Origin of the sequence: Blautia parvula (genome assembly GCF_020215665.1) — a bacterium.
Lineage (GTDB): Bacteria > Bacillota > Clostridia > Lachnospirales > Lachnospiraceae > Blautia > Blautia celeris.
The window spans coordinates 2,828,744-2,853,625 of the sequence record NZ_CP084061.1 but is presented as its reverse complement, the minus strand read 5'-3'; the positions used below and the strand labels follow the sequence as shown (position 1 = coordinate 2,853,625).

18 protein-coding genes are annotated in these 24,882 nt (G+C 49.6%); 16 read left to right on the top strand and 2 right to left on the bottom strand.

Annotated elements, in window-relative coordinates; all coding sequences use genetic code 11:
* Positions 1–170 precede the first annotated feature (170 nt).
* The 10 genes from LC508_RS13310 to folK all read left to right on the top strand — a co-directional run bounded on the left by LC508_RS13310 (position 171) and on the right by folK (position 12,988).
* Positions 171–1,511 carry a 5-bromo-4-chloroindolyl phosphate hydrolysis family protein gene (locus tag LC508_RS13310; RefSeq protein ID WP_103731265.1) on the top strand — a complete coding sequence of 447 codons (1,341 nt, stop codon included), beginning with the start codon at positions 171–173 and terminating at the stop codon, positions 1,509–1,511.
* A 43-nt stretch (positions 1,512–1,554) separates the two neighbouring features.
* Positions 1,555–2,697, top strand: coding sequence for a toxic anion resistance protein (locus LC508_RS13305; protein WP_103731264.1), 1,143 nt, complete (start codon positions 1,555–1,557; stop codon positions 2,695–2,697).
* 64 nt (positions 2,698–2,761) lie between these two features.
* Positions 2,762–3,817: a flavodoxin-dependent (E)-4-hydroxy-3-methylbut-2-enyl-diphosphate synthase gene (gene ispG, locus LC508_RS13300; RefSeq protein ID WP_103731263.1), complete on the top strand. Its 1,056-nt coding sequence runs from the start codon at positions 2,762–2,764 to the stop codon at positions 3,815–3,817.
* Positions 3,818–3,842: 25 nt separating this feature from the next.
* Positions 3,843–8,384, top strand: a complete 4,542-nt coding sequence (locus tag LC508_RS13295) for a PolC-type DNA polymerase III (RefSeq protein WP_103731262.1) — start codon at positions 3,843–3,845, stop codon at positions 8,382–8,384.
* A 24-nt stretch (positions 8,385–8,408) separates the two neighbouring features.
* Positions 8,409–8,636 (top strand): hypothetical protein, encoded by a 228-nt coding sequence (locus LC508_RS13290; protein ID WP_033141069.1) that lies wholly within the window; start codon positions 8,409–8,411, stop codon positions 8,634–8,636.
* A 192-nt stretch (positions 8,637–8,828) separates the two neighbouring features.
* Entirely contained in the window at positions 8,829–10,121 is a 1,293-nt protein-coding gene (locus LC508_RS13285) for a bifunctional folylpolyglutamate synthase/dihydrofolate synthase (protein WP_103731261.1), read from the top strand.
* A gap of 3 nt (positions 10,122–10,124) precedes the next feature.
* The gene (gene folE, locus LC508_RS13280; RefSeq protein ID WP_033141071.1) at positions 10,125–10,679 is read left to right on the top strand and encodes a GTP cyclohydrolase I FolE; all 555 of its coding nucleotides are present in this window, start codon (positions 10,125–10,127) and stop codon (positions 10,677–10,679) included.
* Between the two features lie 98 nt (positions 10,680–10,777).
* On the top strand, positions 10,778–11,281 hold the full coding sequence (locus LC508_RS13275; RefSeq protein WP_320070936.1) for an HD domain-containing protein: 504 nt from the start codon (positions 10,778–10,780) through the stop codon (positions 11,279–11,281).
* Positions 11,282–11,338: 57 nt separating this feature from the next.
* A complete protein-coding gene (gene folP / locus LC508_RS13270; protein WP_054351954.1) occupies positions 11,339–12,154 on the top strand; it encodes a dihydropteroate synthase in 816 nt (271 codons plus the stop codon).
* A 6-nt stretch (positions 12,155–12,160) separates the two neighbouring features.
* Positions 12,161–12,988, top strand: coding sequence for a 2-amino-4-hydroxy-6-hydroxymethyldihydropteridine diphosphokinase (gene folK / locus LC508_RS13265; RefSeq protein ID WP_181014405.1), 828 nt, complete (start codon positions 12,161–12,163; stop codon positions 12,986–12,988).
* Positions 12,989–13,130: 142 nt separating this feature from the next.
* Here folK and LC508_RS13260 read toward each other — a convergent pair whose 3' ends face one another.
* Entirely contained in the window at positions 13,131–14,228 is a 1,098-nt protein-coding gene (locus LC508_RS13260) for a pyridoxal phosphate-dependent aminotransferase (RefSeq protein ID WP_103731260.1), read from the bottom strand.
* 232 nt (positions 14,229–14,460) lie between these two features.
* On the opposite strand from LC508_RS13260, the gene LC508_RS13255 reads away from it, so the two are divergent.
* The 6 genes from LC508_RS13255 (at position 14,461) to LC508_RS13230 (ending at position 23,714) form a co-directional block, all read left to right on the top strand.
* Positions 14,461–18,003 carry a DUF5717 family protein gene (locus tag LC508_RS13255; protein WP_181014404.1) on the top strand — a complete coding sequence of 1,181 codons (3,543 nt, stop codon included), beginning with the start codon at positions 14,461–14,463 and terminating at the stop codon, positions 18,001–18,003.
* A gap of 16 nt (positions 18,004–18,019) precedes the next feature.
* A complete protein-coding gene (locus LC508_RS13250) occupies positions 18,020–19,267 on the top strand; it encodes a DUF5716 family protein (protein WP_103731259.1) in 1,248 nt (415 codons plus the stop codon).
* A gap of 10 nt (positions 19,268–19,277) precedes the next feature.
* A complete protein-coding gene (locus LC508_RS13245) occupies positions 19,278–20,057 on the top strand; it encodes a tetratricopeptide repeat protein (protein WP_033141075.1) in 780 nt (259 codons plus the stop codon).
* A 100-nt stretch (positions 20,058–20,157) separates the two neighbouring features.
* Complete coding sequence (purC, locus tag LC508_RS13240) at positions 20,158–20,868, top strand: phosphoribosylaminoimidazolesuccinocarboxamide synthase (protein ID WP_033141076.1); 711 nt, start codon at positions 20,158–20,160, stop codon at positions 20,866–20,868.
* Between the two features lie 96 nt (positions 20,869–20,964).
* The gene (purB, locus tag LC508_RS13235) at positions 20,965–22,398 is read left to right on the top strand and encodes an adenylosuccinate lyase (RefSeq protein WP_033141077.1); all 1,434 of its coding nucleotides are present in this window, start codon (positions 20,965–20,967) and stop codon (positions 22,396–22,398) included.
* A gap of 26 nt (positions 22,399–22,424) precedes the next feature.
* Positions 22,425–23,714, top strand: coding sequence for a Na+/H+ antiporter NhaC family protein (locus LC508_RS13230; RefSeq protein WP_033141078.1), 1,290 nt, complete (start codon positions 22,425–22,427; stop codon positions 23,712–23,714).
* Positions 23,715–23,767: 53 nt separating this feature from the next.
* Here the strand turns inward: LC508_RS13230 and LC508_RS13225 are convergent, their stop codons facing one another.
* Positions 23,768–24,760: a Fic family protein gene (locus LC508_RS13225; RefSeq protein WP_033141079.1), complete on the bottom strand. Its 993-nt coding sequence runs from the start codon at positions 24,758–24,760 to the stop codon at positions 23,768–23,770.
* Between the last annotated feature and the right edge of the window lie 122 nt (positions 24,761–24,882).

Genomic DNA, 24,882 nt, shown 5'->3' with positions numbered 1-24,882 from the left:
TGCCGATAGATACGGTATGTAATCATAATTTTTTATCATTATAAAACTTTAACGTATGAATTGCAAGAGATGCCGCATTGCTTTTTTCTCTTATTTCATATATAATCGTAATCAAACGGACAAGTATGTCTGATAGCTAATAGTTTTATTCAAAACTGGAGAGATAAAAGATGGCAAATAATGATTGGAATAATCTGGGCAGGGATATTAAAGATATCGTACAGGATGCCCTGGATACAGGAAATTTTAACCGGTTGAACCGAGACCTGGGAGCCACGCTGGAGGATGCGCTGGGCAATGTGGCCAACAGTGTGAAAGACGCGGCAAAAAGCGGCATGGACCAGGCAAAAAACAGTATGAACCAGGGTTCGTGCTGCGGCGGGCGGGACAGGATCCGAAGACCAAACAGCGGGGCAGGCTCCCGCAGGACTTACACAGGCAGCTCTTCGTGGAATGACAGGACCTATTCCCCGGATGGGTTTCAGTCAAGACCAAGATACCGGTACCCCGAGACAAAGCGGGTAAAAGAGGCAAGGGAAAAATTTGCCCTCTATATTAATACCAGCGGGCCGAGAGCCATGGGCATACTCTTTACCACCCTGGGTTTTGCGCTGTTCGCCATGTTCGGCGTCACGCTGACGGTGCTGGGAATCTGTTCGCTGTTCATCGGTTCCCTGGCGGATAAGATGGGAATCTTTCTGTCCGTGTTCGGTCCGGCTATCGGCATCAGCGGAATTATGGGAATCTGCGGGAATAAGCTCAGAAAGAAAATAAACCGTTTCCGTTCCTACATACACACCCTGAACGGCAGGACGTATGCGGAGATCTCGGAGCTGGCAAAGGGTGTGAGAAAGCCGGAGAAATTTGTCCGCAGGGATTTGAAGCGGATGATCAAGAAATATATGTTTCTGGAGGGACATCTGGATGAGTCGGGCACCTGCCTGATCACCAGTGATGAGTCTTATAAACAATATCTGGAGACAAAGAGACAGGCGGAGATCCAGCAGAAAGAAAAAGAGCAGGAAATCCGGCAGGAAAAAGAAACAGACAGCGATGAGAATTTGTCCAAGGAGGCCCGTCAGGTCATAGAGGAGGGCAATGCCTACATTGAGCAGATAAGAAAAAGCAATGACGCCATCCCGGGCGTGGAGATATCCAACAAGATGTATCATCTGGAAAATGTGATCAAGCGTATCTTCAAGCGTGTGGAACAGCATCCGGAACTGATCGATGACCTGCACAAATTCATGGATTATTACCTGCCCACCACAGTGAAGCTTCTGCAGGCCTATGAAGAGCTGGACAAACAGGATGTGGAAGGCGACAACATCATAATGGCAAAGAAAGAAATTGAAAATACACTGGACACTATTAATGAAGCATTTGAGAATCTTCTGGACAGCTTTTTCAGGGATACGGCGTGGGATGTAGCCACAGATATTTCGGTCCTGAAGACCATGCTGGCACAGGAAGGCCTCACAGGCGGCAAGGATTTTCAGCAGGATAAGTGAGATCCGGGCTGTGAATGGAAATGAACCGAAGAAGGAGTAAGAGATGAGTGACGAATTCAAAGATTTCACGGTAACACCCACATTGACATTTGACGCGCCCCAGGAGGCGGCGCCGGTTGTGGAAATAAAAAAGGAAGAGCCGGTGGAACCGCAGCTTGACGAGAGTGTGCTCTCCGATGCGGAGCGGAAAATGGTGGATGATTTTTCAAAACAGATTGATATCCGCAATTCCGCAGCCATTCTGCAGTACGGGGCAGGAACCCAGAAAAAGATGGCGGATTTTTCCGAGGAGGCTCTGGAAAAGGTAAAGACAAAGGACCTGGGTGAAGTGGGAGATCTTCTGGGCGATGTGGTGACACAGCTCAAAAGCTTCGATGCAGCCGAGGAGGAAAAGGGACTGCGCGGCCTGTTCAAACGCGGCTCCAATAAAATAGAAGCTATGAAGACAAAATATGCCAAGGCGGAGACAAATATTGCGAAGATCGTACAGACCCTGGAGCAGCACCAGATCCAGCTTATGAAGGACGCTGCCACCATGGACAAGATGTATGCCCTGAACCTGAATTATTTTAAAGAGCTTTCCATGTACATTCTTGCCGGAAAAAAGAAACTCCAGGAAGTGCGCAGCACAGACCTTCCCCAGCTTATGGAGAAAGCCCAGAGAAGCGGTCTTCCGGAGGATGCCCAGGCAGCCAAGGACCTGGATTCCATGTGCCAGAGATTTGAGAAGAAGATCCATGACCTGGAACTGACCCGCATGATCTCCATCCAGACAGCACCCCAGATCCGTCTGGTACAGGGCAATGACACCCTGATGGCAGAGAAGATCCAGTCCACTTTGGTCAATACCATTCCTCTTTGGAAGAGCCAGATGGTTCTGGCACTGGGCGTTGCCCATTCCTCTGAGGCGGCAAGGGCACAGAGACAGGTGACCGATATGACAAACGCTCTTCTCCAGAAAAATGCGGAGACACTTAAGATGGCCACCATCGAGGCCGCGAAGGAATCCGAGCGGGGCATTGTGGATATTGAAACGCTGAAGAAGACAAACGAGTCTCTGATCAGCACTTTTGATGAGATCATGAACATCCAGAAAGAGGGCCATCAGAAGCGTATGGAAGCTGAGGTGGAGATGAACCGTCTGGAAAGTGAACTGAAGAATAAGCTTTTAGAGATTAACCGGTAAATGCAGAACGGGCGTGTTTAGGTCAGAAAAGCCTGAACACGCTTTTTATACAGGAGGCAGTGAAATGTATCGTGACCATACAAAAGTGGTACAGATAGGTGATAAAAAAATAGGCGGGGGCAATCCGATCCTAATCCAGTCCATGACTAACACGAAAACAGAGGATGTGAAAGCCACAGTGGCACAGATCCATGCTCTTGAGGAGGCAGGGTGTGAGATCATTCGCTGTACGGTTCCCACGAAAGAGGCGGCAGAGGCGCTGGGGGAGATCAAGAAACAGATTCATATCCCTCTGGTAGCGGACATTCATTTTGACTACAGAATGGCTGTGGCGGCCATGGAGAACGGGGCAGATAAAATTCGTATCAATCCCGGAAACATCGGTGGTCCTGAGAAGATAAAAGCAGTGGTGGACACAGCGAAGGAGAGGAATATCCCCATCCGTGTGGGCGTCAACTCTGGCTCCCTGGAAAAAGAGCTGGTGGAAAAGTATCACGGCGTGACCGCGGAGGGACTTGTGGAGAGCGCGCTTGACAAGGTGAAAATCATAGAGGACTTTGACTATGACAACCTGGTCATCAGCATAAAATCCTCAGATGTCCTCATGTGCGTCAAAGCCCATGAACTTCTGGCAGAGAAGACAGCATATCCCCTTCATGTGGGCATCACAGAGGCAGGCACCCTGTATTCCGGCAATATCAAATCCGCTGTGGGCCTGGGCATTATCTTATACCAGGGAATCGGCGATACCATCCGTGTATCCCTCACCGGAGACCCGGTGGAGGAGATCAAGTCCGCTAAGAGGATCTTAAAGACACTGAATCTGAGAAAAGGCGGTATCGAGGTGGTTTCCTGTCCGACCTGCGGAAGGACGCAGATCGATCTGATCGGACTGGCAAACCAGGTGGAGACCATGGTGCAGAAGTTCCCGCTGGACATCAAGGTAGCTGTCATGGGCTGTGTGGTCAACGGTCCGGGAGAGGCCAAAGAGGCGGATATCGGCATTGCGGGCGGCAAGGGTGTGGGTCTGCTGATCAAAAAAGGCGAGATCATCAGAAAAGTTCCGGAGGCGGAGCTTTTAGATGTCCTTCGGCTGGAACTGGAAAACTGGGAGAAATAGTGTTTTACGGAAAGGAAGCTTAAAGATGGAAAAGAATTTTCTGGATGTCTTCCCCAATCTGGAAATGGGGCAGGAACTTGCCGCCCTGCTGGAAGAGGTGGTGGTGACAAAAGTTGCCGTCAATCCGGAAAAAGACCATATCAGAATCTATATCCGGAGCAGGCAGTGGATCCATAAGAAATACATCTATTCCCTGGAGGAGACCATACGAAACCAGTTCTTTCCCGGTGTGCCCATGTCGGTGAAGATCATTGAGAAGTTCACTCTGACCGGGCAGTACACTCCAAAACTGTTTTTTGACGCGTACCGCACTTCCATGTCCATGGAACTGAAAAACTACAGCATTCTGGTGTATAACATGTTCCGCACAGCCCAGATAACCTTCCCGGAGGAACAGAAGATGGAGCTTAAGATGCAGTCCTCCGTGCTGGCAAAGAGCCGGGAGGAGGAGCTGGTCTCCTATATCGAGAAGGTATTCTGCGAGCGCTGTCCCTTCTCCCTGATCGTGGAGCCGGAATATGTGGAGGCCAGTGAGAGTAAAGTCCGTAAAAACAGTGAGATCCGTATTATGCAGGAGGCTGCTCACGTGATTGAGCAGTCTTCTTTCGGGCAGCAGGAGGATGGCGGAGAAGTTCCGGAGGAGGAAGCCGCTTCTGCCGGGGAGACTTCAAAGGAAGAGAAAAAGGCAGACGCTCCTGCAGGAAAAACATCCGGGGAGGAGAAGAAAGCCCCCAAAGACCGGAAGGAAGACAAAGGGAAGGACGGAAAGGGCAGGAAGAGTTTCGGAAAAGGAGACCGCGGTTTCGGCGATTATAAGCGCAGCATCAAGCGCTCCGACAACCCGGATGTGATCTACGGCAGAGATTTTGAAGATGAGACCATTCCCCTGGAAAGCATCCAGACGGAGATGGGCGAGGTCTGCATACGCGGTCAGATCATGACACTGGAGACCAGGGAGATCAGAAATGAGAAGACCATCATCATTTTTGCCATCACGGATTTTACGGATTCCATCACAGTGAAGATGTTCGCCAGAAATGACCAGGTGAGTGAGATCCTGGAGGGCGTGAAGGAGAAAGCCTTTCTGAAACTGAAGGGTGTGACCACCATTGACCGGTATGACAGTGAGCTGACCATCGGAAGTGTGGTGGGAATCAAGAAGATTGCCCCCTTTACCAGTTCCAGGGCAGACACCAGCCCGGAGAAGAGGGTGGAGCTTCACTGCCATACCAAGATGAGTGACATGGACGGTGTGTCTGATGCGAAGGCCATCATTAAACGGGCCTATGAGTGGGGACACCGGGCCATTGCTATTACAGACCACGGTGTGGTGCAGGCTTTCCCGGAGGCCAACCACTGCTTTGATTCCTGGGGCGGTGTTGTACCGCCGGATGCGGATTTTAAGGTGATCTACGGTGTGGAAGCTTATCTGGTGGATGACATGAAAGGAATCGTGCAGAACAGCAAAGGGCAGTCCATGCGCGGAACCTTTGTGGTATTTGATATTGAGACAACAGGATTTTCCGCTCTCAGGGATAAGATCATCGAGATCGGAGCGGTCCGGGTGGAGGACGGTAAGATCGTGGGGCGTTTCTCCGAGTTCGTAAACCCCAGGATACCCATTCCCTTCAGGATTGAAAAGCTTACCAGCATCAATGACAGTATGGTGGCAGGCGCTGATAGTATAGATGTGATCCTGCCGCGGTTTGTGGAGTTCTGCAGAGGGGCAGTCATGGTTGCCCACAACGCGGAATTTGATATGAGCTTTATCGAGAAAAACTGCGGGGATCTGGGGATCGAGACAGATTACACATCTGTGGACACTGTGGGAATGGCCCGTTTTCTGCTTCCCCAGCTAAACCGTTTTAAGCTGGATACCGTCGCAAAGGCGGTGGGCGTTTCCCTGGAGCATCACCACAGGGCTGTGGATGACGCGGAGTGTACGGCTCAGATTTTCCAGAAGTTCATTACCATGTGTGAGGAGAGGGAGATCAGTACCCTGGATGAGCTGAATGAGAAGGGTGCTGTCTCTGTAAACGCAGTGCAGAAGATGCCCACTTACCATGCCATTATTCTGGCTAAAAACGATACGGGCAGGGTTAATCTCTATCATCTGGTGTCAGATTCCCATCTGATCTATTATCACAGAAGGCCGAGAATACCAAAGAGCCTGTATCTGAAATATCAGGAGGGTCTTATGATCGGTTCCGCCTGTGAGGCCGGAGAGCTGTACCAGGCTGTTTTAAACGGCAGGCCCGAGCCGGAGATCGCCAGACTGGTGAACTTCTATGACTATCTGGAAATTCAGCCGATCGGCAACAATGCCTTCATGCTGCGGGATGAGGACAGGACGGATATTCAGACAGAGGACGATCTGCGGGAAGTCAACCGGAAGATCGTAAAGCTGGGGGAAATGTTTAATAAGCCGGTGGTTGCCACCTGCGATGTGCATTTTCTGGACCCGTCGGACGAGGTCTACCGAAGGATCATCATGGCGGGAAAAGGCTTTGACGACGCGGATCTGCAGCCGCCCCTGTTTCTCCACACAACGGAGGAAATGCTGGAGGAATTTTCCTATCTGGGCAGCGAGAAGGCCGAGGAGGTGGTCATCACCAACCCCAACAGGATCGCGGATATGGTTGAGAAGATATCTCCCATCCACAAGGGAAAATGTCCCCCGGTCATTGAAAATTCAGATGAGATGCTGAGGGAGATCTGCTACAGCAAGGCCCATGAGATATACGGAGAGAAGCTGCCGAAAGTGGTTGAGGAGCGCCTGGAGAGGGAGCTGAATTCCATTATCTCCAACGGTTATGCGGTTATGTACATGATTGCCCAGAAACTGGTATGGAAGAGCAACAGTGACGGTTACCTGGTAGGGTCACGAGGTTCGGTAGGTTCCTCCTTTGCGGCCACTATGTCGGGTATCACGGAGGTAAACCCTTTAAGTCCCCATTATTACTGTCCCTCCTGCCACTACTGTGATTTTGACTCCGATGAAGTGCGGGCGTACTCCGGCAGGGCAGGCTGTGATATGCCGGATAAGAACTGTCCGGTGTGCGGAAAGCCGTTGACAAAAGAAGGATTTGACATTCCCTTTGAAACCTTCCTGGGATTCAAGGGGGACAAGGAGCCTGATATTGACCTTAACTTTTCCGGTGATTACCAGGGAAAGGCACACCGGTATGTGGAGGTTATATTCGGCGCCGGGCAGACTTTCAAGGCAGGCACGATCGGTACGCTTGCGGAGAAGACGGCGTTCGGATACGTGAAGAATTACTTTGAAGAGCGGGGAAGCCGCAAGCGTTACTGCGAGATAAACAGAATCGTGCAGGGCTGCACAGGCGTCCGCAGAACCACGGGACAGCATCCCGGAGGTATCATCGTTCTTCCCATCGGCTGGGATATCGAGGAATTTACCCCGGTGCAGCATCCGGCCAATGATATGAGCAGCGATATTATCACCACACACTTTGATTACCATTCCATTGACTCCAACCTGTTAAAGCTGGATATTCTGGGACACGATGATCCCACAATGATCCGTATGCTGGAGGATTTGACCGGCATCAATGCCAGGGAGATCCCTCTGGACAGCAAAGAGGTTATGTCCCTTTTCAAAAATACGGATGCATTGGGTGTCACACCGGATGATATCAGGGGCTGTCCGTTAGGCTGCCTGGGGGTACCGGAGTTCGGAACGGATTTTGCCATGCAGATGTTGATTGACGCCAATCCCACATCTTTTTCTGACCTGGTGCGTATTTCCGGCCTGTCCCATGGTACAGACGTGTGGCTTGGAAACGCGCAGGATCTGATCAAATCAGGGACGGCAACTATTACTACATGTATCTGTACCCGTGATGATATTATGATCTACCTGATCAACAAGGGCCTGGAACACGGGCAGGCGTTCACCATCATGGAGAGCGTGCGTAAGGGAAAGGGCCTGAAACCGGAGTGGATTGACGATATGAAGGCACACGATGTGCCGGACTGGTATATTGATTCCTGTAAGAAGATCAAGTACATGTTCCCAAAGGCCCATGCGGCGGCTTATGTAATGATGGGATGGAGAATCGCCTACTGTAAGATTTATTATCCGCTGGCATATTATGCGGCGTTTTTCAGTATCCGCGCAACGGCTTTTTCCTATGAACTGATGTGCCAGGGAAAAGAGAAACTGGAATATTTCATGGATGACTATGAAAAGCGCAAGGATACACTGAGCAAGAAGGAGCAGGATACTTACAGAGACATGAAAATCGTGCAGGAGATGTACGCGAGAGGATTTGAGTTTGTACCCATTGACCTGTATAAAGCCAATGCCCATACCTTCCAGATCATGGAGGATAAGCTGATGCCCGCCCTGGATACCATAGAGGGACTGGGGGACAGGGCAGCCGACGCCGTGGTGCTGGCCGCGGAGGAAGGGGAGTTCCTGTCAAAAGACGATTTCCGAAACAGAACCAAGGTCAGCAAGACAGTGATCGATCTGATGGATGATCTGGGTCTGTTCGGGGATCTGCCGGATTCCAACCAGATGTCACTGTTTGACTTTCAGTAAAAGCAAAGCCGGGAGGGGTATGCCATGAAGAAAAAGATAGCACCTGTGATCATAACAATTGTAGTAAGCCTGCTGATCATTCTGTGGGCCTGTACGGGGCTGCGGGAGACGGCAGGCCTGGATGGATTTTCCTCAGCCGGATTGCTGTTTTTGCTGGCGGGGATCGGGGGCGTGGGCGTCCTGGTGGCAGTGCTCTTTATCAGACTGAAGGAGATTGACCATGAAGATGAGGACGACCTGAAAAAATATTAGCGTGTGTATGAATATGGTTCAGGAGTTTGGAAGTACCGCAGCACTGTTTGGCAAACAGTGAGTGCGGTACTTTTGCATCTGGCATAATATTCCATACAATAGATATATTTCTTGAACACACAGGGGAAAAGTAATATAATGGGAACGATATAGAGACGGACAAAAAAGAGGGCCGCCTCGGATAGGAGAAACATGAATTACAAAGAAGCAAGAGTATATTTGGACGAAGTGTCCAAATACGGAAGTGTACTTGGTCTGGATAACATGAGAGAGCTGCTTGATCGGCTTGGAAATCCCCAGGATGATTTGAAGTTTATCCATATTTCCGGTACCAATGGAAAGGGGTCAGCACTCTCATATATGTCCACAATCCTTTCCGGTGCGGGCTTGCGGACAGGCCGGTACATATCTCCAACCCTATATGCCTACCGGGAACGGATTCAGGTGGACGGGGAAATGATAGACAGGGAATCCCTGGCTGCTCTGGTGACGGTTGTCAAAGAGGCAGTGGACGCCATGGAGGCGGAGAAGAAGGGGAGTCCCACAGTATTTGAAGTGGAGACCGCCCTGTCCTTTTTGTACTTTAAAGAGAAGAAATGCGACATCGTGGTATTAGAGACAGGACTCGGAGGAACATTAGACGCCACCAATGTTGTGAAGACGACAGTGATGGAAATGATATCTTCCATAGGCATGGACCACATGGAGTTTCTGGGCGGTACCCTTCAGGAGATCGCGGAGAATAAAGCAGGTATCATCAAACCCCGCACATGGGTGGTAAGCGCGGAACAGGACCCCCAGGCGGCAGCGGTGATCAGGCGCGTCTGCCGTGAGAAGGAGTGCAGGCTTTCAGTGGTGGACCCGGATGCTTTTCAGGATGTGCACTACGGGTATGACAGGCAGACTTTTTCTTACAAGGACTGGAAGGACGTGGAGATCACCCTGGCAGGCACTTACCAGGTCACCAACGCGGCACTGGCACTGGAGGCTGTGGAGGCCCTGCGAAATCTGGGATATTCCCTGACAGAGGAACAGGTGAGAAAAGGAATGAAGGAGGCTTTCTGGAGAGGGCGTTTTTCTGTTATCCACAAAAATCCTGTGGTAGTCATAGACGGTGCCCATAATCCGGCGGCGGCTAAGGTGCTGAAGGATTCACTTGAGACATATTTTCAGGGCAAAGACCTGCATTTTATTTTCGGTGTGTTTGCGGACAAAGATTATCAGAGCGTGATCAGCATGACAGCGCCTCTGGCAAAACACATCATCACCATACAGACACCGGACAACCAAAGAGCACTTCCGGCAGAACAGTTAAGAGACGCTGTGGCAAAGGTGAATCCCAGCGTAGAGGCAGCGGGAAGCATACGGGAAGCTGTGAGGAAGAGTATGGAAAATGCACAGAAGGATGACGTGATCGTAGCGTTTGGCTCTCTGTCCTTTTTAGGGGAGCTGGACCGGGAAGTACAGGCCATGGAGGGAGAGTAATACATGAACCAGGATAAGATAAAAGAGGGAGTACGCCTGATTCTGGAAGGAATCGGGGAGGATATAAACAGAGAGGGGCTTTTGGAGACACCGGACAGGATTGCCCGTATGTATGAGGAGCTGGCTGCCGGTTATACCGACGATGCGGCAGTACATCTGAAGAAACGTTTTCATGTGGATAATAATGATATGGTGATGGAAAAGGATATTCATTTCTATTCCTTCTGCGAGCATCACATGCTCCCTTTCTACGGAAACGCGGCTATCGCCTACATTCCCAACGGGGAAGTGGTGGGCCTGAGCAAGATTGCCAGGACTGTGGAGGTGTTCGCAAAACGGTTCCAGCTTCAGGAGAGACTGACCGCCCAGATCGCGGATGCCTTTATGGAGGAACTGAAGCCAAAGGGCGTGATGGTGCTGGTCCAGGCAGAGCATATGTGCATGACCATGCGCGGCATTAAAAAACCGGGAACCAGAACCGTATCTGTAGTGACCAGAGGTATCTTTGACGACAATGAGAGCCTGCAGAATTCTTTCTACAGAATGCTGGAGTGCTGACAAGGGTTCCGCCGGGCCTGCGCATTTCCCGTACCGACCATGTATAGGAATTTGCCTGACAAAATTGCCGCGGCGGCTGATAAAAGAGGACAAGAAAAGTGGAAGACAACAGGCAGGATATGACAAGGGTAAACCGGATCCGGAACCATCCGCTTTACCGGGAAAGTTTACATAATATAGAAAAGCTGGAGCAGGAGCGCATCTTCTGCGGCCACAATGCACAGCATCTGCTGGATACCGCCAGACTGGCTTATATTGAGAACCTGGAGCGGAATCTGGGAATTTCCAAAGAAATGATCTATGCGGCAGCTCTTCTGCACGACATCGGCAGGGGCCTGCAGTACACAGAGGGCATTCCCCACCACGAGGGCGGAGTAAAACTTGCCGCTCCCATACTGAAGGACTGCGGCTTTACAGATGCGGAGTCAGAGGAGATCCTGGAAGCCATCGGCGGCCACCGTGACACGTCGGCCAAAGGGAAAAGGAACCTGGCAGGCATCCTTTACCGGGCTGATAAAGGTTCCCGCTGCTGCTTTTCCTGCCCTGCCCAGGCGCAGTGCAGCTGGAGTGCAGAGAAGAAAAATATGTATCTGACCGTATGAACCGGCATACAGACCGCAGCGGCAGACAAAAATACAGGAAAAAGGAGACAACAGGAAATGAAAATCGGAAACAGAATTTTTGACACAGAACATGACTGTTACATAATGGCTATTTTAAATGTAACCCCGGACTCCTTTTCAGACGGCGGAAAATGGAACGACGTGGAGCGTGCAAAACAGCATGCAGCCCAAATGATCGCCGAAGGGGCAGCCATCATTGACGTGGGAGGAGAATCCACCCGCCCGGGACATCAGCAGATCACCGTACAGGAGGAAATCGACCGGGTAGTGCCTGTCATCGAAATGCTGAAACAGAACTTTGATATCCCCGTATCCATAGACAGCTACAAAAGCCAGGTAGTGGAAGCCGCCCTGAAGGCAGGTGCTGACATGGTAAATGATATCTGGGGCTTCAAATACGACAAAAAAACAGCAGAACTCACCGCCCGCTATCAGGTACCCTGCTGTCTTATGCATAACAGAGACAAGGCAGAGTACACAGATTTCATGCAGGAAATGTGTGAGGATTTAAGAGAATGTGCCGCCATCGCAAAAGAAGCAGGCGTTGCAGACGACAAAATTATCCTGGATCCGGGTGTGGGCTTCGGAAAGACCTATGAACAAAACCTGACTGCCATAAACCACCTGGAAATGCTGAAGGAGATCGGATACCCTGTTCTTCTTGCAACTTCCAGGAAATCCGTGATCGGCAATACCCTGGATTTGCCCGCTGACCAGAGAGTGGAGGGAACACTTGTAACCACAGTCATGGGTGTAGAAAAGGGAGCGGCATTTGTGAGAGTCCACGACGTAAAAGAAAACCTTCGTGCCATCCGCATGACACAGGCCATTCTTTGCGAGAGAAAGGGATAATAGCATATGAATCTGGATAAATACGATAAGATAAACATAGAAGATCTGGAAATATTCGCAAACCACGGCGTATTTCCGGAGGAAAACAAACTGGGTCAGAAGTTCATGGTATCAGCCACACTGTACACAGATACCGTACACGCCGGCAGGACCGATGAGCTGGCAGCGTCCATAGACTACGGGGCTGTGAGTCATTTCATAACTTCTTATATGCAGAAGCACACCTTCAAGCTTCTGGAGGCCGCTGCGGAGCATCTGGCAGAGGAAATGCTTTGCAGCATTGCCCATCTGGAAGCAGTCACCCTGGAGATCAAGAAACCCTGGGCGCCGGTAGGCCTCCCGCTGAAAACCGTATCCGTAAAGATAACAAGGGGATGGCATACCGCTTACATCGCTCTCGGCTCCAATCTGGGAGACAAGAAGGCATACCTGGACATGGCAGTGGAGGAGCTTGACAAGACGACAGGCTGCAAGGTCTTAAAAGTCTCAGATTACCTGGTGACAGCGCCCTACGGCGGTGTGGAACAGGATGACTTCCTGAACGCCTGCCTCAGTATGCGGACTCTGTACAATCCTCACGAGCTTCTGGATCGCATGCACGAGATCGAGCAGGCCGCCAAAAGAGAACGCCTGGTACACTGGGGGCCCAGAACGCTGGATCTGGATCTGCTGTTATTTGACGATGAGATCATAGATACAGAGGAACTGATCGTGCCTCATGTGGAAATGCATCTGCGGGATTTTGTGCTGAAGCCGCTGGCGCAGATTGCGCCATGGAAAAGGCATCCGGTGCTTCTGAAAACCATAAAAGAGCTGGAGGCTGAACTCAAATAAGCGAAAGCGGATGGACGGGCCATTCCACCTCTATTTCTCAAAAACGCAGTGGCAGAGAAAACCAGGGTTGTGTGTGGGGGGGGGCGGGAGCACAGCCCCCACAACCCGTTCATTTCTTTATCCCCCTCCCGCCATCTGTCTTTTACCCCAGCAATTCTCCAAACGCCTCTATCAGCGCATCATTTTTCTCAGGACTCATAACACAAAATCTCACATAAGAAGAATCCAAAAACGGAAACGTAGAGCAGTCACGTATCATTAGTCCCTTCCGGATGCAGCAGTCAAACAGCATATCCGATGTCACATCCTCCTTCAATATTTTCATAAGGATAAAGTTCGTACAGGAAGGATACACCTTCACAGTATCCCAGGCAGAAAGTATTTTGAGAAGACGTTCCCGTTCCGTAGTGATGAGGGTGCGGGTCTTTTCAATGTATTCTTTGTCGGAGAACATGATACAGCCCGCGATCTCTGCCAGGCTGTTGATCGTCCAGGGGTTCTTTTTGGTGTTGATATATTTCAAAAGATCAGGGTTTCCCGTGACTGCATAGCCCAGCCTGAGACCGGGAGCGGCAAAAAATTTGGAGATACCGCGCAGGACGATCAGGTTGTTGTAATTGTTGGTAAGGGGAATGGAAGAAATCTTCCTGTCATCAGGGGCAAACTCTGCATAGGTCTCGTCCACCATGACAGCAATGCCGAACTGCAGGGCAGCGTCCAGAATTTTGCGCATGTCTTTTCTGGAGATGGCAGAAGCGGTGGGATTGTTGGGGTTGCAGAGTACCAGCAGGTCCAGGCCGTCTTTCATCTGAGCACACAGGTCGTTTACATCCATCTGAAAGTTATTTTCCTCCTTCAGGGGGTAATAGAGCGTGTGGCCTCCTTCCAGGGCAATCTCGCGCTCATATTCTGAATAGGTGGGGCCCAGGATCAGCGCTTTTTCCGGGTGTGTGGTCTGTATGAACAGGGAAATAAGCTCAGTGGAGCCGTTGCCCACAATGATGTTCTCGAACTGGGCGCCGGTGTATGCACAGATACTTTTGCGCAGCTTTGTGTAGTCTCTGTCCGGGTAGGTGGTGATGGCGTCCACGTGGCTTGCCAGTGTCTCCCGCAGGAGGGGAGAGATGCCGAGGGGGTTTACATTTGCGGAAAAACTGGTGATGTCTTCTTTTTTGATTCCGTAGATTTCTTCGATTTTTTCTAGGTCGCTGCCGTGAAAATGGTCTTTATGTTTCAGCATGAAAATGCCTCCGTTTCCTTTGATTTTCCTATTTATAGAGTTGTTGAAGGGGCGGCAGAGGTTGCACCCCTTGCATTTGTAGTGTATAATTGTACTATTCAGGACTCTGTCCTGAAATAATATATACTAACACATATTATAGCGGGATATAGAAAATAGTTCAACAAGATAAATAATAATCAGTCGGAGATTCTCCGGGCCATATGGTTTAGAGATAACGGGGTAGAATACATTGAAGAGAAGAATAGAACAACTGATAAATGGAAGATTTGAATACGAGGTTCCGGGTCTTTTGCTGTCCAGGGAAGATATCAGGGAGAGCACAAAGGCCGGGGAAAATATCAGGGGAGAGCTGATCATAGCAGCAGAGAATGGGAGCCGGATAAAAGGGATCGCCTATTCCTCCCATCGCCGTTTTCTTCTGGGAAAAGAGCGTTTTACCGGGGAGAAGATAGAGATTCCCTACGGGGCAGATGTAAAGGGCCTGAACCCCGGAGATTCCTTTGAGGGAGAGCTGGTTCTCAGCACCAGCATCGGAGAGTACAGGGTTCCCTTTGCCATACAGGTGGAACCGTGCCGGATCAAGACATCCGCAGGCTCCATCAGGGATTTGGATGCCTTTGCGGAGCTGGCGAAAAAAGATTTTAAGGAGGCGTACCATCTGTTTCTGGATGATTCCTTTCCGGAGCTTCTGAAAGAAGAGCAGGAGGTACTGCCCTATTATTATGCCATGGCGAAAAATCCTGTGACCTGGCAGCATCTGGAGGAATTTCTCATCGGCACGGGAAAAAAGGACCCTGTGAAGCTGCATCTGGAACAGGAGAATCTGGAGATCTATGAGGTGCAGAGTTCCCTTATGGATACCGTCCGGGTGCGCAGAAGCGGCTGGGGCTATCTGAAAGCAAGTGTGACCGTGGAGGGCGATTTCCTGGAAGTGGAGAAAAAATCCATCCGGGACGAGGATTTTATCGGCAGTGTATATGAGCTGCAGTATATTATCCGCAGGGAGAATCTGGGAAAAGGCAGAAATTACGGAAGAATCTGTATCAAAACCGTTTACCAGACCCTTGTTTATGAAGTGATGGCCTCCAAAAGCGGTAAGATCCAGGTAAATGTTGCGGCATACGAGAAGAAAAAGAAACTGGAGCTTTTGAGAGATTACCTGGACTACAGTCTGGAGAAGCTGTCCAAGAGCCAGTGGGAGAGCAGGACACTGGGACTTCTCACAGAACTGCGGGAGACCGGGCATTACACCACGGAGCACCAGTTGTTTGAGGTCTGGTTTTACCATGAATGCGGGGAGGACAGCAGAGCAAAGGACGCCCTGGATAAGTTAAAAGACAACAGCCGGATTCAGGCGGAGGAGGAGCTGGAGGGCGTATATCTCTACCTGGAGGATGTGCTGGGATGCGGTCAGGAGATCCGGGAGAAGATGGTGGTGCGCCTCCATCAGCTTTACCAGCGCAGGGAGGACAGCTTCCTTCTGTTATATATTCTTCTGAAAACAGATTCCGAGCAGGTGCGTACCCAGTCAAAGAAGATCTATCTGCTGGAGGAGCAGTACAGAACCGGCTGCAGAAGCCCGTTTCTGTATCTGGAAGCATGCCGGATAGCAGCAGCGGACGGAGCGCTGCTCAGGAGGATCAGTCCCTTCACCATTCAGGTGCTGCTCTTTGCCATGCGGCATGATATTATGACAGAGGAGATGGCCTTCCGCGCCACAGACCTGGCGGGGCAGATGAAGGATTTCAGCCAGAAGGTATATGAGATACTGGAATACATCTACGAAAAATATCCCTCCACAGCCGTGGTGCGCTCCATCTGTATGCTGATCATGAAGGGCGACCCCAGGAAGAAGGAATATTTCCGGTGGTATGAGCTGGCAGTGGAGAAAGAGCTGAAGATCACAAGGCTGTACGAGTATTATATTGAGACCATGAGCCGCAATTACCAGAAAATGCTGCCACGCATGATACGCATGTATTTCAGTTATAACAATACGCTGAGCGACGCGAAAAAGGCATTTGTGTACAGCAATGTGATACGCAACAAGGAAGTGGATAAAACTACATATTTAAGCTATAAAAGCAGTATGGAACAGTTCGCCTGTGAGAAGCTCAAGGAAGGCAGGATGAATGAGGACTTTGCTGTGGTGTACCAGGAGTTCTGCTTAAGCTCCCATGATCCTGCAGTTAAGAGAGCCCTTGCGAAGGTGCTTTTCACCCACAGGCTTTACTGTGATGATCCCAAGATACGGCGGGTGATCGTCCGCCATGCGGCATTTTGTGAAGAACAGACGTATACCTGTACGGATAAAGTGGCCTATGTGTCCATTTACACACCGGACGCCAGGATTGTCTTTGAGGATGACAGGCAGAGGCGCTATATCCAGACCATAGATTACAATATCCAGCCGCTTTTGGAGAGAAAAGAGCTGGCGAGGCAGCTTCTGGCGGAGGGAATCAGGACACCGGGGCTTCTCCTCTATACCTGCGGGGAACTGAACCATGAGAACCCCATAACAAGAGAAAATATATCCTGTATCCAGGATGTGTCCGGGGAGGACTGCTTTTCTGAGGATTACAGGCAGAGGGTGCGCAGGCGCCTGCTTCTCTACTATGAGGAGCATATGGATAATGACAATCTGAAGGATTACCTTCGGGAGATGGATTTTCACAGTTTTGCAAAAGTCAACAAGAGCCTTCTCATCACCATTTTGATCAAACAGGGCATGTATGTGGGGGCCTATGACCTGCTGTGTGAGTACGGCTATGAGGAGATTGACCCAAGAGACCTGTTAAGGCTGTGCAGCCGCATGATCCTCAATCTGGAGTTTGAATATGAGGAGGAGCTTCTTCTTCTGGCTCACCATATATTTAAGGAGAACACCTATGATGAGGTGGTTCTCGAATATCTGACCAAGTATTTTGAGGGACCTGTGGATGAGATGATCCGGGTGTGGGAGCGCTCCATGGGATTTTCCATAGAGGCCTACGAGCTGGAGGAGGACATCCTGACCTACAGCATGTTCACAAGAATCTACCATCCGGGGGATGCGGCGGTTCTGAAGGACTATGTAAAATTAAGCGGTAAGGAACAGGTGATACTGGCTTACCTGACCTTTGCATCCTTTCAGTATTTTATCGGGGGAAAAGAGGCGGAGACGTTTATTTTCCGCTCGCTGGAGCACGTGAGGAAAAAAGGATGGGAGTATGATATTATCTGTGACCTGGCCCTTCTCAAATATTATGCACAGGAAAAGAAATGGGAGGAAAACAGGCTGGAGACGGCCCGCGCCATCTTATCCGTATGTGCCAGGACAGGGCTTAAATTTGCCTTTTTCCAGGAGCTTCCCAGAACCCTTCTGCAGAGCATGCAGCTTGAGGACAAGGTGTTTGCCCAGTGCCAGGCCAGTCCCAGGGCGGATGTGACCATTCACTACCGCATGCTGCAGCCGGACAGGGAGCCGGGAGAGTTCAAAAGCGAACCGCTGAAAAATCTGTATCAGGGTATTTACAATAAAGAATTTATCCTGTTTTACGGGGAGGTACTGGAGTATTATTTCACTGTGGCAGGCCGCGGGGAGATACAGCAGACGGAAAAGAGCAGGCTCACCGTTCCCGAGGCAAAGCTGGAGGGGACTACAAAATACCAGATGATCAACCGTATGCTGGCGGCGAAACAGCAGGGAAGAGAACAGGAGCTTATGGAACTGCTGGGACAGTACAGACAGCAGGAAGCCTGGGTTTCCTCTCTCTTTGAACTGATAGAATAAGGAGGCAGACAAGGGCATGAATGAGACAAGAAATATTATCGCGGGCCTGGAACTGGGGAAGGAGTTTTCCCAGATCTGCTATTATGACAGAAAAGAAAAAGAACCGGTCTCTCTTTCCGTGAAGACAGGAAGCAATCAGTATACATTTTCCACCAGACTTTCCAAAAGGCCCAGGACAGAAGTGTGGCACTTCGGTATGGAGGCGGATTATTTCTCCATGCACGAGGGGGAAATCCCGGTGGATAACCTGCTGGAGATCTGGGGCCAGGGGGAACCGGTGGAGATTGACGGCGGCTGGTACAGGCCGGAGGAGCTGCTGGAGATCTACTTAAAAGGCTGTCTGTCCGTGCTTGGCGTGGCAGAGCCGGCGAGACAGATCAAGACCCTGATGATCACGGTTCCGGACCTGAACCGAGTGCTGGTGCGCAAGCTGCAGAGAGTGTGCACCCGCCTGAAATTTACTTCCGGGCAGGTGCTTCTGCAGGATTACGAGGAGAGCTTTTACTATTATGTGATGAGCAAGAGACTGGATAACTGGAACCGTATGACAGGACTCTTCACATTTGATAAAGGAAAAGTATCTTTTTCCCGCATGGTGGTAGACAGCCAGAAAAAGCCCATGCTGGTCACAGTGGAACACGGCAAGACCATAACCCTGCCGGAAGACCCGGACCAGAAGGACGTAGACTTTTACCAGTTGATTGCAGATTCCTGCGGAAATGACACATACGCGGGGATTTACCTGGTAGGGGACGGATTTTCCAAGGACTGGGCTGTAAGGAGTGTACCGCTTCTGTGCAAGAACCAGCGCCATGTATACTATGGAAACAACATGTATGTGAAAGGGGCCTGCTATGCGGCAAGGGAGCGGACCGAGGAGAAGCTTCTGGGCACATATCTGTATGTGGGAAATGCCCTGGTCCAGAACCATGTGAGCATGGAAATGCTCATCCAGGGGAAAAAGAAGAACTATACCGTTGCTGAGGCCGGAAGAAACTGGTATGAGACAGAGCACGAATTTGAACTGCTTCTGGACGGCAGGGAGAACCTGGAATTCATGGTGAAGCCCATGGACGGCGGGGAAGTAAGACATTACTGCATGAAGCTGCCGGGGCTTCCGAAAAGGCCTGACAGGACCACGAGGCTTCGTGTGCACATCATGTATGAATCAGCGGATACCTGCATTATTCTGGTACAGGATCTGGGATTCGGGGAGATGTTCCCCTCAAGCGGCCTGATGTGGACCGAGAGAGCAGCGTGGTAGGAGGAAATAGATGAGCGGATACATATTATGTCAGATAAAACGGGCTTCCCTTCCGTTTTATATTGAAAACATCAGCACGAATATCTACAGTATAGAAGAATTATGTTATTATCTCTACCACAACATCTATCTGCTGGACGAGACGATCATCAATGAACATCTCTGTGACTGGATAAAAAACGAGCTGGGACTATTAAAGCTCTACCAGAAGCTGTACCGGATTCTGGAGGAAGAGCGGGGGGCAGGGGATTTCATCCTGGCTGTTTTCAGGGAGATCAATTACCTGACCCATGAGCAGTTTAAAAAATTAAATGAGGAGCTTGTGGTCCTGGAACAGCTTCCCGAAGTGGCCCGCAAGAAGAAAAAGGGCGACTATCTGGTGGACAACCGGATGTATGTGAATGCTATCCGCATTTACGAGGATGCCCTAAGAAGTGTGGATACCGGAGGTCTTGGCGGACAGTATGAGGGGGAGATCTTCCACAATATGGGCTGTGCCTATCTGCACCTCTTCCAGATAGAGGAGGCTAAGGAATGCTTTGAAAAGGCATATGAAAAGCTTCACACCAAGCTGATCCTGAAGCATTACCTGTGTGCCTGCAGGATGCTGATGGAGGAAGCCCAGTGGCAGGGAGAATGTGCCAGAATGGGTGCGGATCTGGATACCTGCAGAGAGATCCAGAAAGAGATGGAAGCCAAAAAGCCGGATGCTTCCCGGGAAAAACAGGAAGACATGGGGGCTCTTTTGGAAAAATACACAAAAGAATATCACAGAAGTACCGGATTTTAGGCTTGTGTTTTGAAAACCGATGTTATATAATTCCTTGTGTATCGTAACGTTTCTCTTTTGAGAGAACTCAATATTATGGAAAAAGGACAGGTGTACGAAGGTGAAGAAGTTAGAGCAGCTTTATGAAGGAAAAGCAAAGAAAGTATTTGCAACAGATGTAGACGGCGTAGTGATCGTAGATTACAAAGATGATGCCACAGCATTCAACGGCGAGAAAAAAGGCACGATCACAGGTAAAGGCGCTATCAACAACCGCATGACAAACTATGTTTTCCAGCAGCTGGAAAAGGAAGGCGTTCCGACTCACTTCGTAGAAGAACTGAGCGACCGCGAGACAGCCGTAAAAAAAGTGAGCATCGTTCCTTTAGAGGTAATTGTTCGTAACGTGGCTGCAGGAAGCTTCTCCAAGAGAATGGGAGTAGAAGAAGGAAAACAGCTTCTCTGCCCGATCTTAGAGTTCAGCTACAAAGATGATGACCTGGGCGACCCCTTCATCAATGATGACTATGCACTTGCATTAGGACTGGCTACACAGGAAGAAATCGACACCATTAAAAATTATACAAGAAAAATCAACGAATTTTTGATCAAATATTTCCTGAACGCAGGAATGAAGTTGATCGACTTCAAAATCGAATTCGGTAAATTAGCAGACGGAACCATCATCCTGGCTGATGAGATATCACCGGATACCTGCCGTCTGTGGGATGTAGAGACAAATGAGAAGCTGGACAAAGACCGTTTCAGAAGAGACATGGGCAACGTAGAAGAGGCATATAACGAAGTGTTCAAACGTCTGGGCCTGGCTTAAATCAGAGGGGTGCCCGGGACACCTTCCGGCTCGGAAGGCGCCTCGCGGCGCCCTTTTTTGTGTTTACTTCAATATAAAATAAAAAGGAGAATTCAAATGAGTACAGACAGATATCAAAGTCCATTATCTGAGCGCTATGCCAGCAAAGAGATGCAGTATATTTTCTCCCCGGACATGAAATTCCGCACATGGAGAAAACTGTGGATCGCCCTGGCAGAGACAGAGAAAGAGCTGGGATTAAATATTACCCAGGAACAGATCGACGAGCTGAAAGCCCACGCAGAAGACATCAATTATGACGTGGCAAAAGAGAGAGAAAAACAGGTGCGCCATGATGTAATGTCCCATGTATACGCATACGGCGTGCAGTGTCCGAAGGCAAAGGGAATCATCCATCTGGGTGCTACCTCCTGTTATGTGGGCGACAATACAGACATTATTGTGATGACAGAGGCCCTGAAGCTTGTGAAGAAAAAACTGGTCAACGTCATTGCAGAGCTTTCCAAATTTGCAGATGAGCATAAAGCGCTTCCAACCCTGGCGTTCACACATTTCCAGCCAGCGCAGCCGACTACAGTGGGAAAAAGAGCAACCCTGTGGATGCAGGAGTTCATGCTGGACCTGGAAGACCTGGATTATGTGATCAGCACTATGAAACTGCTTGGTTCCAAGGGTACAACAGGTACACAGGCCAGCTTCCTGGAACTGTTTGACGGGGACCAGGAGACCATTGACAAGATTGATCCCATGATTGCGGAGAAGATGGGATTTAAGGAGTGCTATCCGGTATCCGGACAGACCTATTCCAGAAAAGTGGACACCAGAGTGCTGAACGTACTGGCAGGCATTGCAGCCAGTGCCCACAAGTTCTCCAATGACATCAGGCTTCTGCAGCACTTAAAAGAAGTGGAAGAGCCGTTTGAGAAGAGCCAGATCGGTTCCTCGGCTATGGCATACAAGAGAAACCCGATGAGAAGTGAGCGTATTGCGTCCCTGTCACGTTTCGTCATGGTGGATGCCCTGAATCCGGCCATCACTTCCGCTACCCAGTGGTTTGAGAGAACACTGGATGACTCTGCGAACAAACGTCTCTCCGTTCCGGAAGGTTTCCTGGCTATTGACGGTATCCTGGACCTGTGCCTGAACGTGGTGGACGGACTTGTTGTGTATCCTAAGGTTATAGAGAAACGTCTGAGAAGCGAGCTTCCGTTCATGGCTACAGAGAATATCATGATGGATGCCGTGAAAGCAGGCGGGGACCGCCAGGAGCTGCATGAGAGAATCCGTGAGCTGTCCATGGAGGCAGGCAGGAACGTAAAGGTGGAAGGAAAAGAGAACAACCTTCTGGAGCTTATTGCCGCTGATCCCGCATTTAACATGAGTCTGGAAGACCTGCAGAAGACCATGGAGCCGTCCCGCTACACAGGACGTGCTCAGGTACAGGTGGAGGCGTTCCTGAAAAATGTGGTACAGCCGGTACTGGATGAAAATAAAGAGATCCTGGGAATGACTGCAGAGATCAACGTATAATAAAAATACAGTTCGGAGGTTTTTACATGAAGGAGCAAAAGAGGGGGAATCCCATAGCGCTTTTGCCGATTGGGGTGTTTCTGATCATTTTTATCGGAGCGGGTATCCTGTTCCATGACTTTTATACCATGCCTGCCATTGTGGGATTTTTGATCGCGCTTACCGTGGCATTTTTTCAGAACCGGAAAGTAGGGTTTCAGGAAAAGGTGGCAATTATCTCAAAGGGCATCGGTGAGGAAAATATTGTAACCATGTGCCTGATCTTTCTGGCAGCCGGAGCCTTTTCCGGTTCCATAAAGGCGGCAGGCGGGGTGGAGAGCACGGTCAATCTGGGGCTTTCCATTATGCCGTCCTCCATTGCAGTGGTGGGGCTGTTTATCATCGGCTGTTTTATTTCTATTTCCATGGGAACCAGTGTGGGCACTATTACCGCTATGGCACCCATCGGCGTGGGAATTGCCGAGAAGACAGGCATTCCTCTCCCGATCTGCATGGGAGCCATTGTGTGCGGCGCCATGTTCGGTGACAACCTGTCCATGATTTCCGATACCACGATTGCGGCGGTGAGGACACAGGGGTGTGAGATGAAGGACAAATTCAGGGAGAACTTTTTTATTGTTCTGCCTGCAGCTATCATCACGGCTGTGATCTTCTTCGTGATCGCCAGGGGAAATGCAGGAGTCATTGATGATGACCTGAAGTTCCAGATCATCAAGGTGATTCCATACCTGGTGGTCCTGATCGGTGCGCTCATCGGCATCAATGTGTTCATTGTTCTTATAACCGGTACTGTACTGTCCCTCATTGTGGGAGTAGGCACAGGGGCGTTTGCTGTCAGTGAGATGTTCCAGAAGATGGGAGACGGTATCACCGGAATGTATGATATCACAGTGATCTCCATTATTGTTGCAGCCATTGTGGCCCTGGTGAAGGAACACGGAGGGATTGAGTATATTTTGAATGTGATCAAGAAGAAGATCAACGGGGAGCGCGGCGGAGAGTTCGGCATCTCCGTTCTGGCCCTGCTCGTGGACTGCTGTACAGCCAACAATACGGTGGCTATCGTTATGGCAGGCCCCATTGCAAAAGAGATCAGCGAGGAATTCCGGGTAAGCCCCAAAAGGAGCGCGTCCCTTTTGGATATCTTCGCATCCGTAGGTCAGGGAATGATTCCCTACGGTGCCCAGCTTCTGGCCGCGGCCAGTCTGTCCGGGCTTACGCCTATAGCGATCATGCCGTATCTGTTCTATCCTATTTTGATGGGGGTATCGGCAATTATATTTATAATTTTCCGCAGGAGAGAAGTGGCGGAATAAAAAATATGGATGAGGCAGCTGTATTCTTTTGGGAATATAGCTGCCTTTTTCTGTTATCTCCGAATATATCTTTGATTTCTGCTTCTTGGTTTTTCCGGTACAGTCATTTCGACCAGATTAAGTTCCATTGCCGGATTTAAGTAATTTTTACGAAAGGTTTCCTTTGATTTTAATCCCAGTTTCTTCATAAGGCAGGTTGCTGTATATGAAGTATCCATTTCCATTGCGGACAAAAGCTTCTTTACATATTCTGTCATCTGTTCTGTATCATCCGATATCTGTTTGGAGATATCATCAAGAACCATATCAATCTGTTTGAGCATAAATTCAATGAAGATATTGGAAGTCCCTTCTGAATGACATTGGGCAATTGCCTGATAGTAACCATCCTGAAATTTTTCAATCTGACTTTCAATCGGGATGTACTCAAAAATCGGTTTCCATTTGGAAAGAATCGCCGTATGCCACAGCCTTGCCATCCTGCCGTTTCCGTCTGAAAAAGGGTGAATGAATACAAATTCATAATGAAAGACTGAGGACAGGATAAGAGGGTGTACGGATGCCTGTTCTCGAGACATCCAGTCGAACAATTCTTCCATAAGCCCCGGTACCAATCTTGCCGGAGGTGCGATGAAAATACATTTATCCCCATTAAACACACCTTCTTCTCCTTTACGGAATACGCCGGACTCATCTACCGTATATTGGGTCATGACTCCATGCAGCTTTTTTAAGTCTTTCAAACTATATGGATTGATCTCAGGCAATTTTTCGTAAGCAGCGTAAGCGTTTTTTACTTCCTGAATTTCCTTTTGCTCACCCAGAACCATGTGCCCGGCAAGCACATCCCTGACCTGTCCAAGTGACAAGGAATTAGCCTCAATTTTCAGGGAAGAATGAATGGACTTGATTCTGTTGTTACGCCTTAGATAGGGGCGGGATTCCATCTTCTGCAGCATACTGATCCTGCCGAGTTTTTCCGATATGGATGAGACATATATCAGCATGGTATTATTAATGGTAAACGGCGGTTGATAACGGTTCATATATTTTCACCTCCAAATTAACTTGCTTATTAACTTGCTTATTATCTTAGCATGTTCCGGCACTGAAGTAAACAGAAAAGTGGATTTTCATATTGCAGCCCTTCCCCCAAACAATTTATAAT

Excerpts from the sequence above, each read along its gene's own strand:
- purB (WP_033141077.1), top strand. The coding sequence starts at position 20,965 with ATGAGTACAGACAGATATCAAAGTCCATTATCTGAGCGCTATGCCAGC.
- folE (WP_033141071.1), top strand. The coding sequence starts at position 10,125 with ATGAACCAGGATAAGATAAAAGAGGGAGTACGCCTGATTCTGGAAGGA.
- LC508_RS13250 (WP_103731259.1), top strand. The coding sequence starts at position 18,020 with ATGAATGAGACAAGAAATATTATCGCGGGCCTGGAACTGGGGAAGGAG.
- LC508_RS13295 (WP_103731262.1), top strand. The coding sequence starts at position 3,843 with ATGGAAAAGAATTTTCTGGATGTCTTCCCCAATCTGGAAATGGGGCAG.
- LC508_RS13310 (WP_103731265.1), top strand. The coding sequence starts at position 171 with ATGGCAAATAATGATTGGAATAATCTGGGCAGGGATATTAAAGATATC.
- LC508_RS13290 (WP_033141069.1), top strand. The coding sequence starts at position 8,409 with ATGAAGAAAAAGATAGCACCTGTGATCATAACAATTGTAGTAAGCCTG.
- LC508_RS13230 (WP_033141078.1), top strand. The coding sequence starts at position 22,425 with ATGAAGGAGCAAAAGAGGGGGAATCCCATAGCGCTTTTGCCGATTGGG.
- LC508_RS13245 (WP_033141075.1), top strand. The coding sequence starts at position 19,278 with ATGAGCGGATACATATTATGTCAGATAAAACGGGCTTCCCTTCCGTTT.
- LC508_RS13305 (WP_103731264.1), top strand. The coding sequence starts at position 1,555 with ATGAGTGACGAATTCAAAGATTTCACGGTAACACCCACATTGACATTT.
- LC508_RS13225 (WP_033141079.1), bottom strand. The coding sequence starts at position 24,760 with ATGAACCGTTATCAACCGCCGTTTACCATTAATAATACCATGCTGATA.
- LC508_RS13285 (WP_103731261.1), top strand. The coding sequence starts at position 8,829 with ATGAATTACAAAGAAGCAAGAGTATATTTGGACGAAGTGTCCAAATAC.
- LC508_RS13260 (WP_103731260.1), bottom strand. The coding sequence starts at position 14,228 with ATGCTGAAACATAAAGACCATTTTCACGGCAGCGACCTAGAAAAAATC.
- ispG (WP_103731263.1), top strand. The coding sequence starts at position 2,762 with ATGTATCGTGACCATACAAAAGTGGTACAGATAGGTGATAAAAAAATA.
- folP (WP_054351954.1), top strand. The coding sequence starts at position 11,339 with ATGAAAATCGGAAACAGAATTTTTGACACAGAACATGACTGTTACATA.
- folK (WP_181014405.1), top strand. The coding sequence starts at position 12,161 with ATGAATCTGGATAAATACGATAAGATAAACATAGAAGATCTGGAAATA.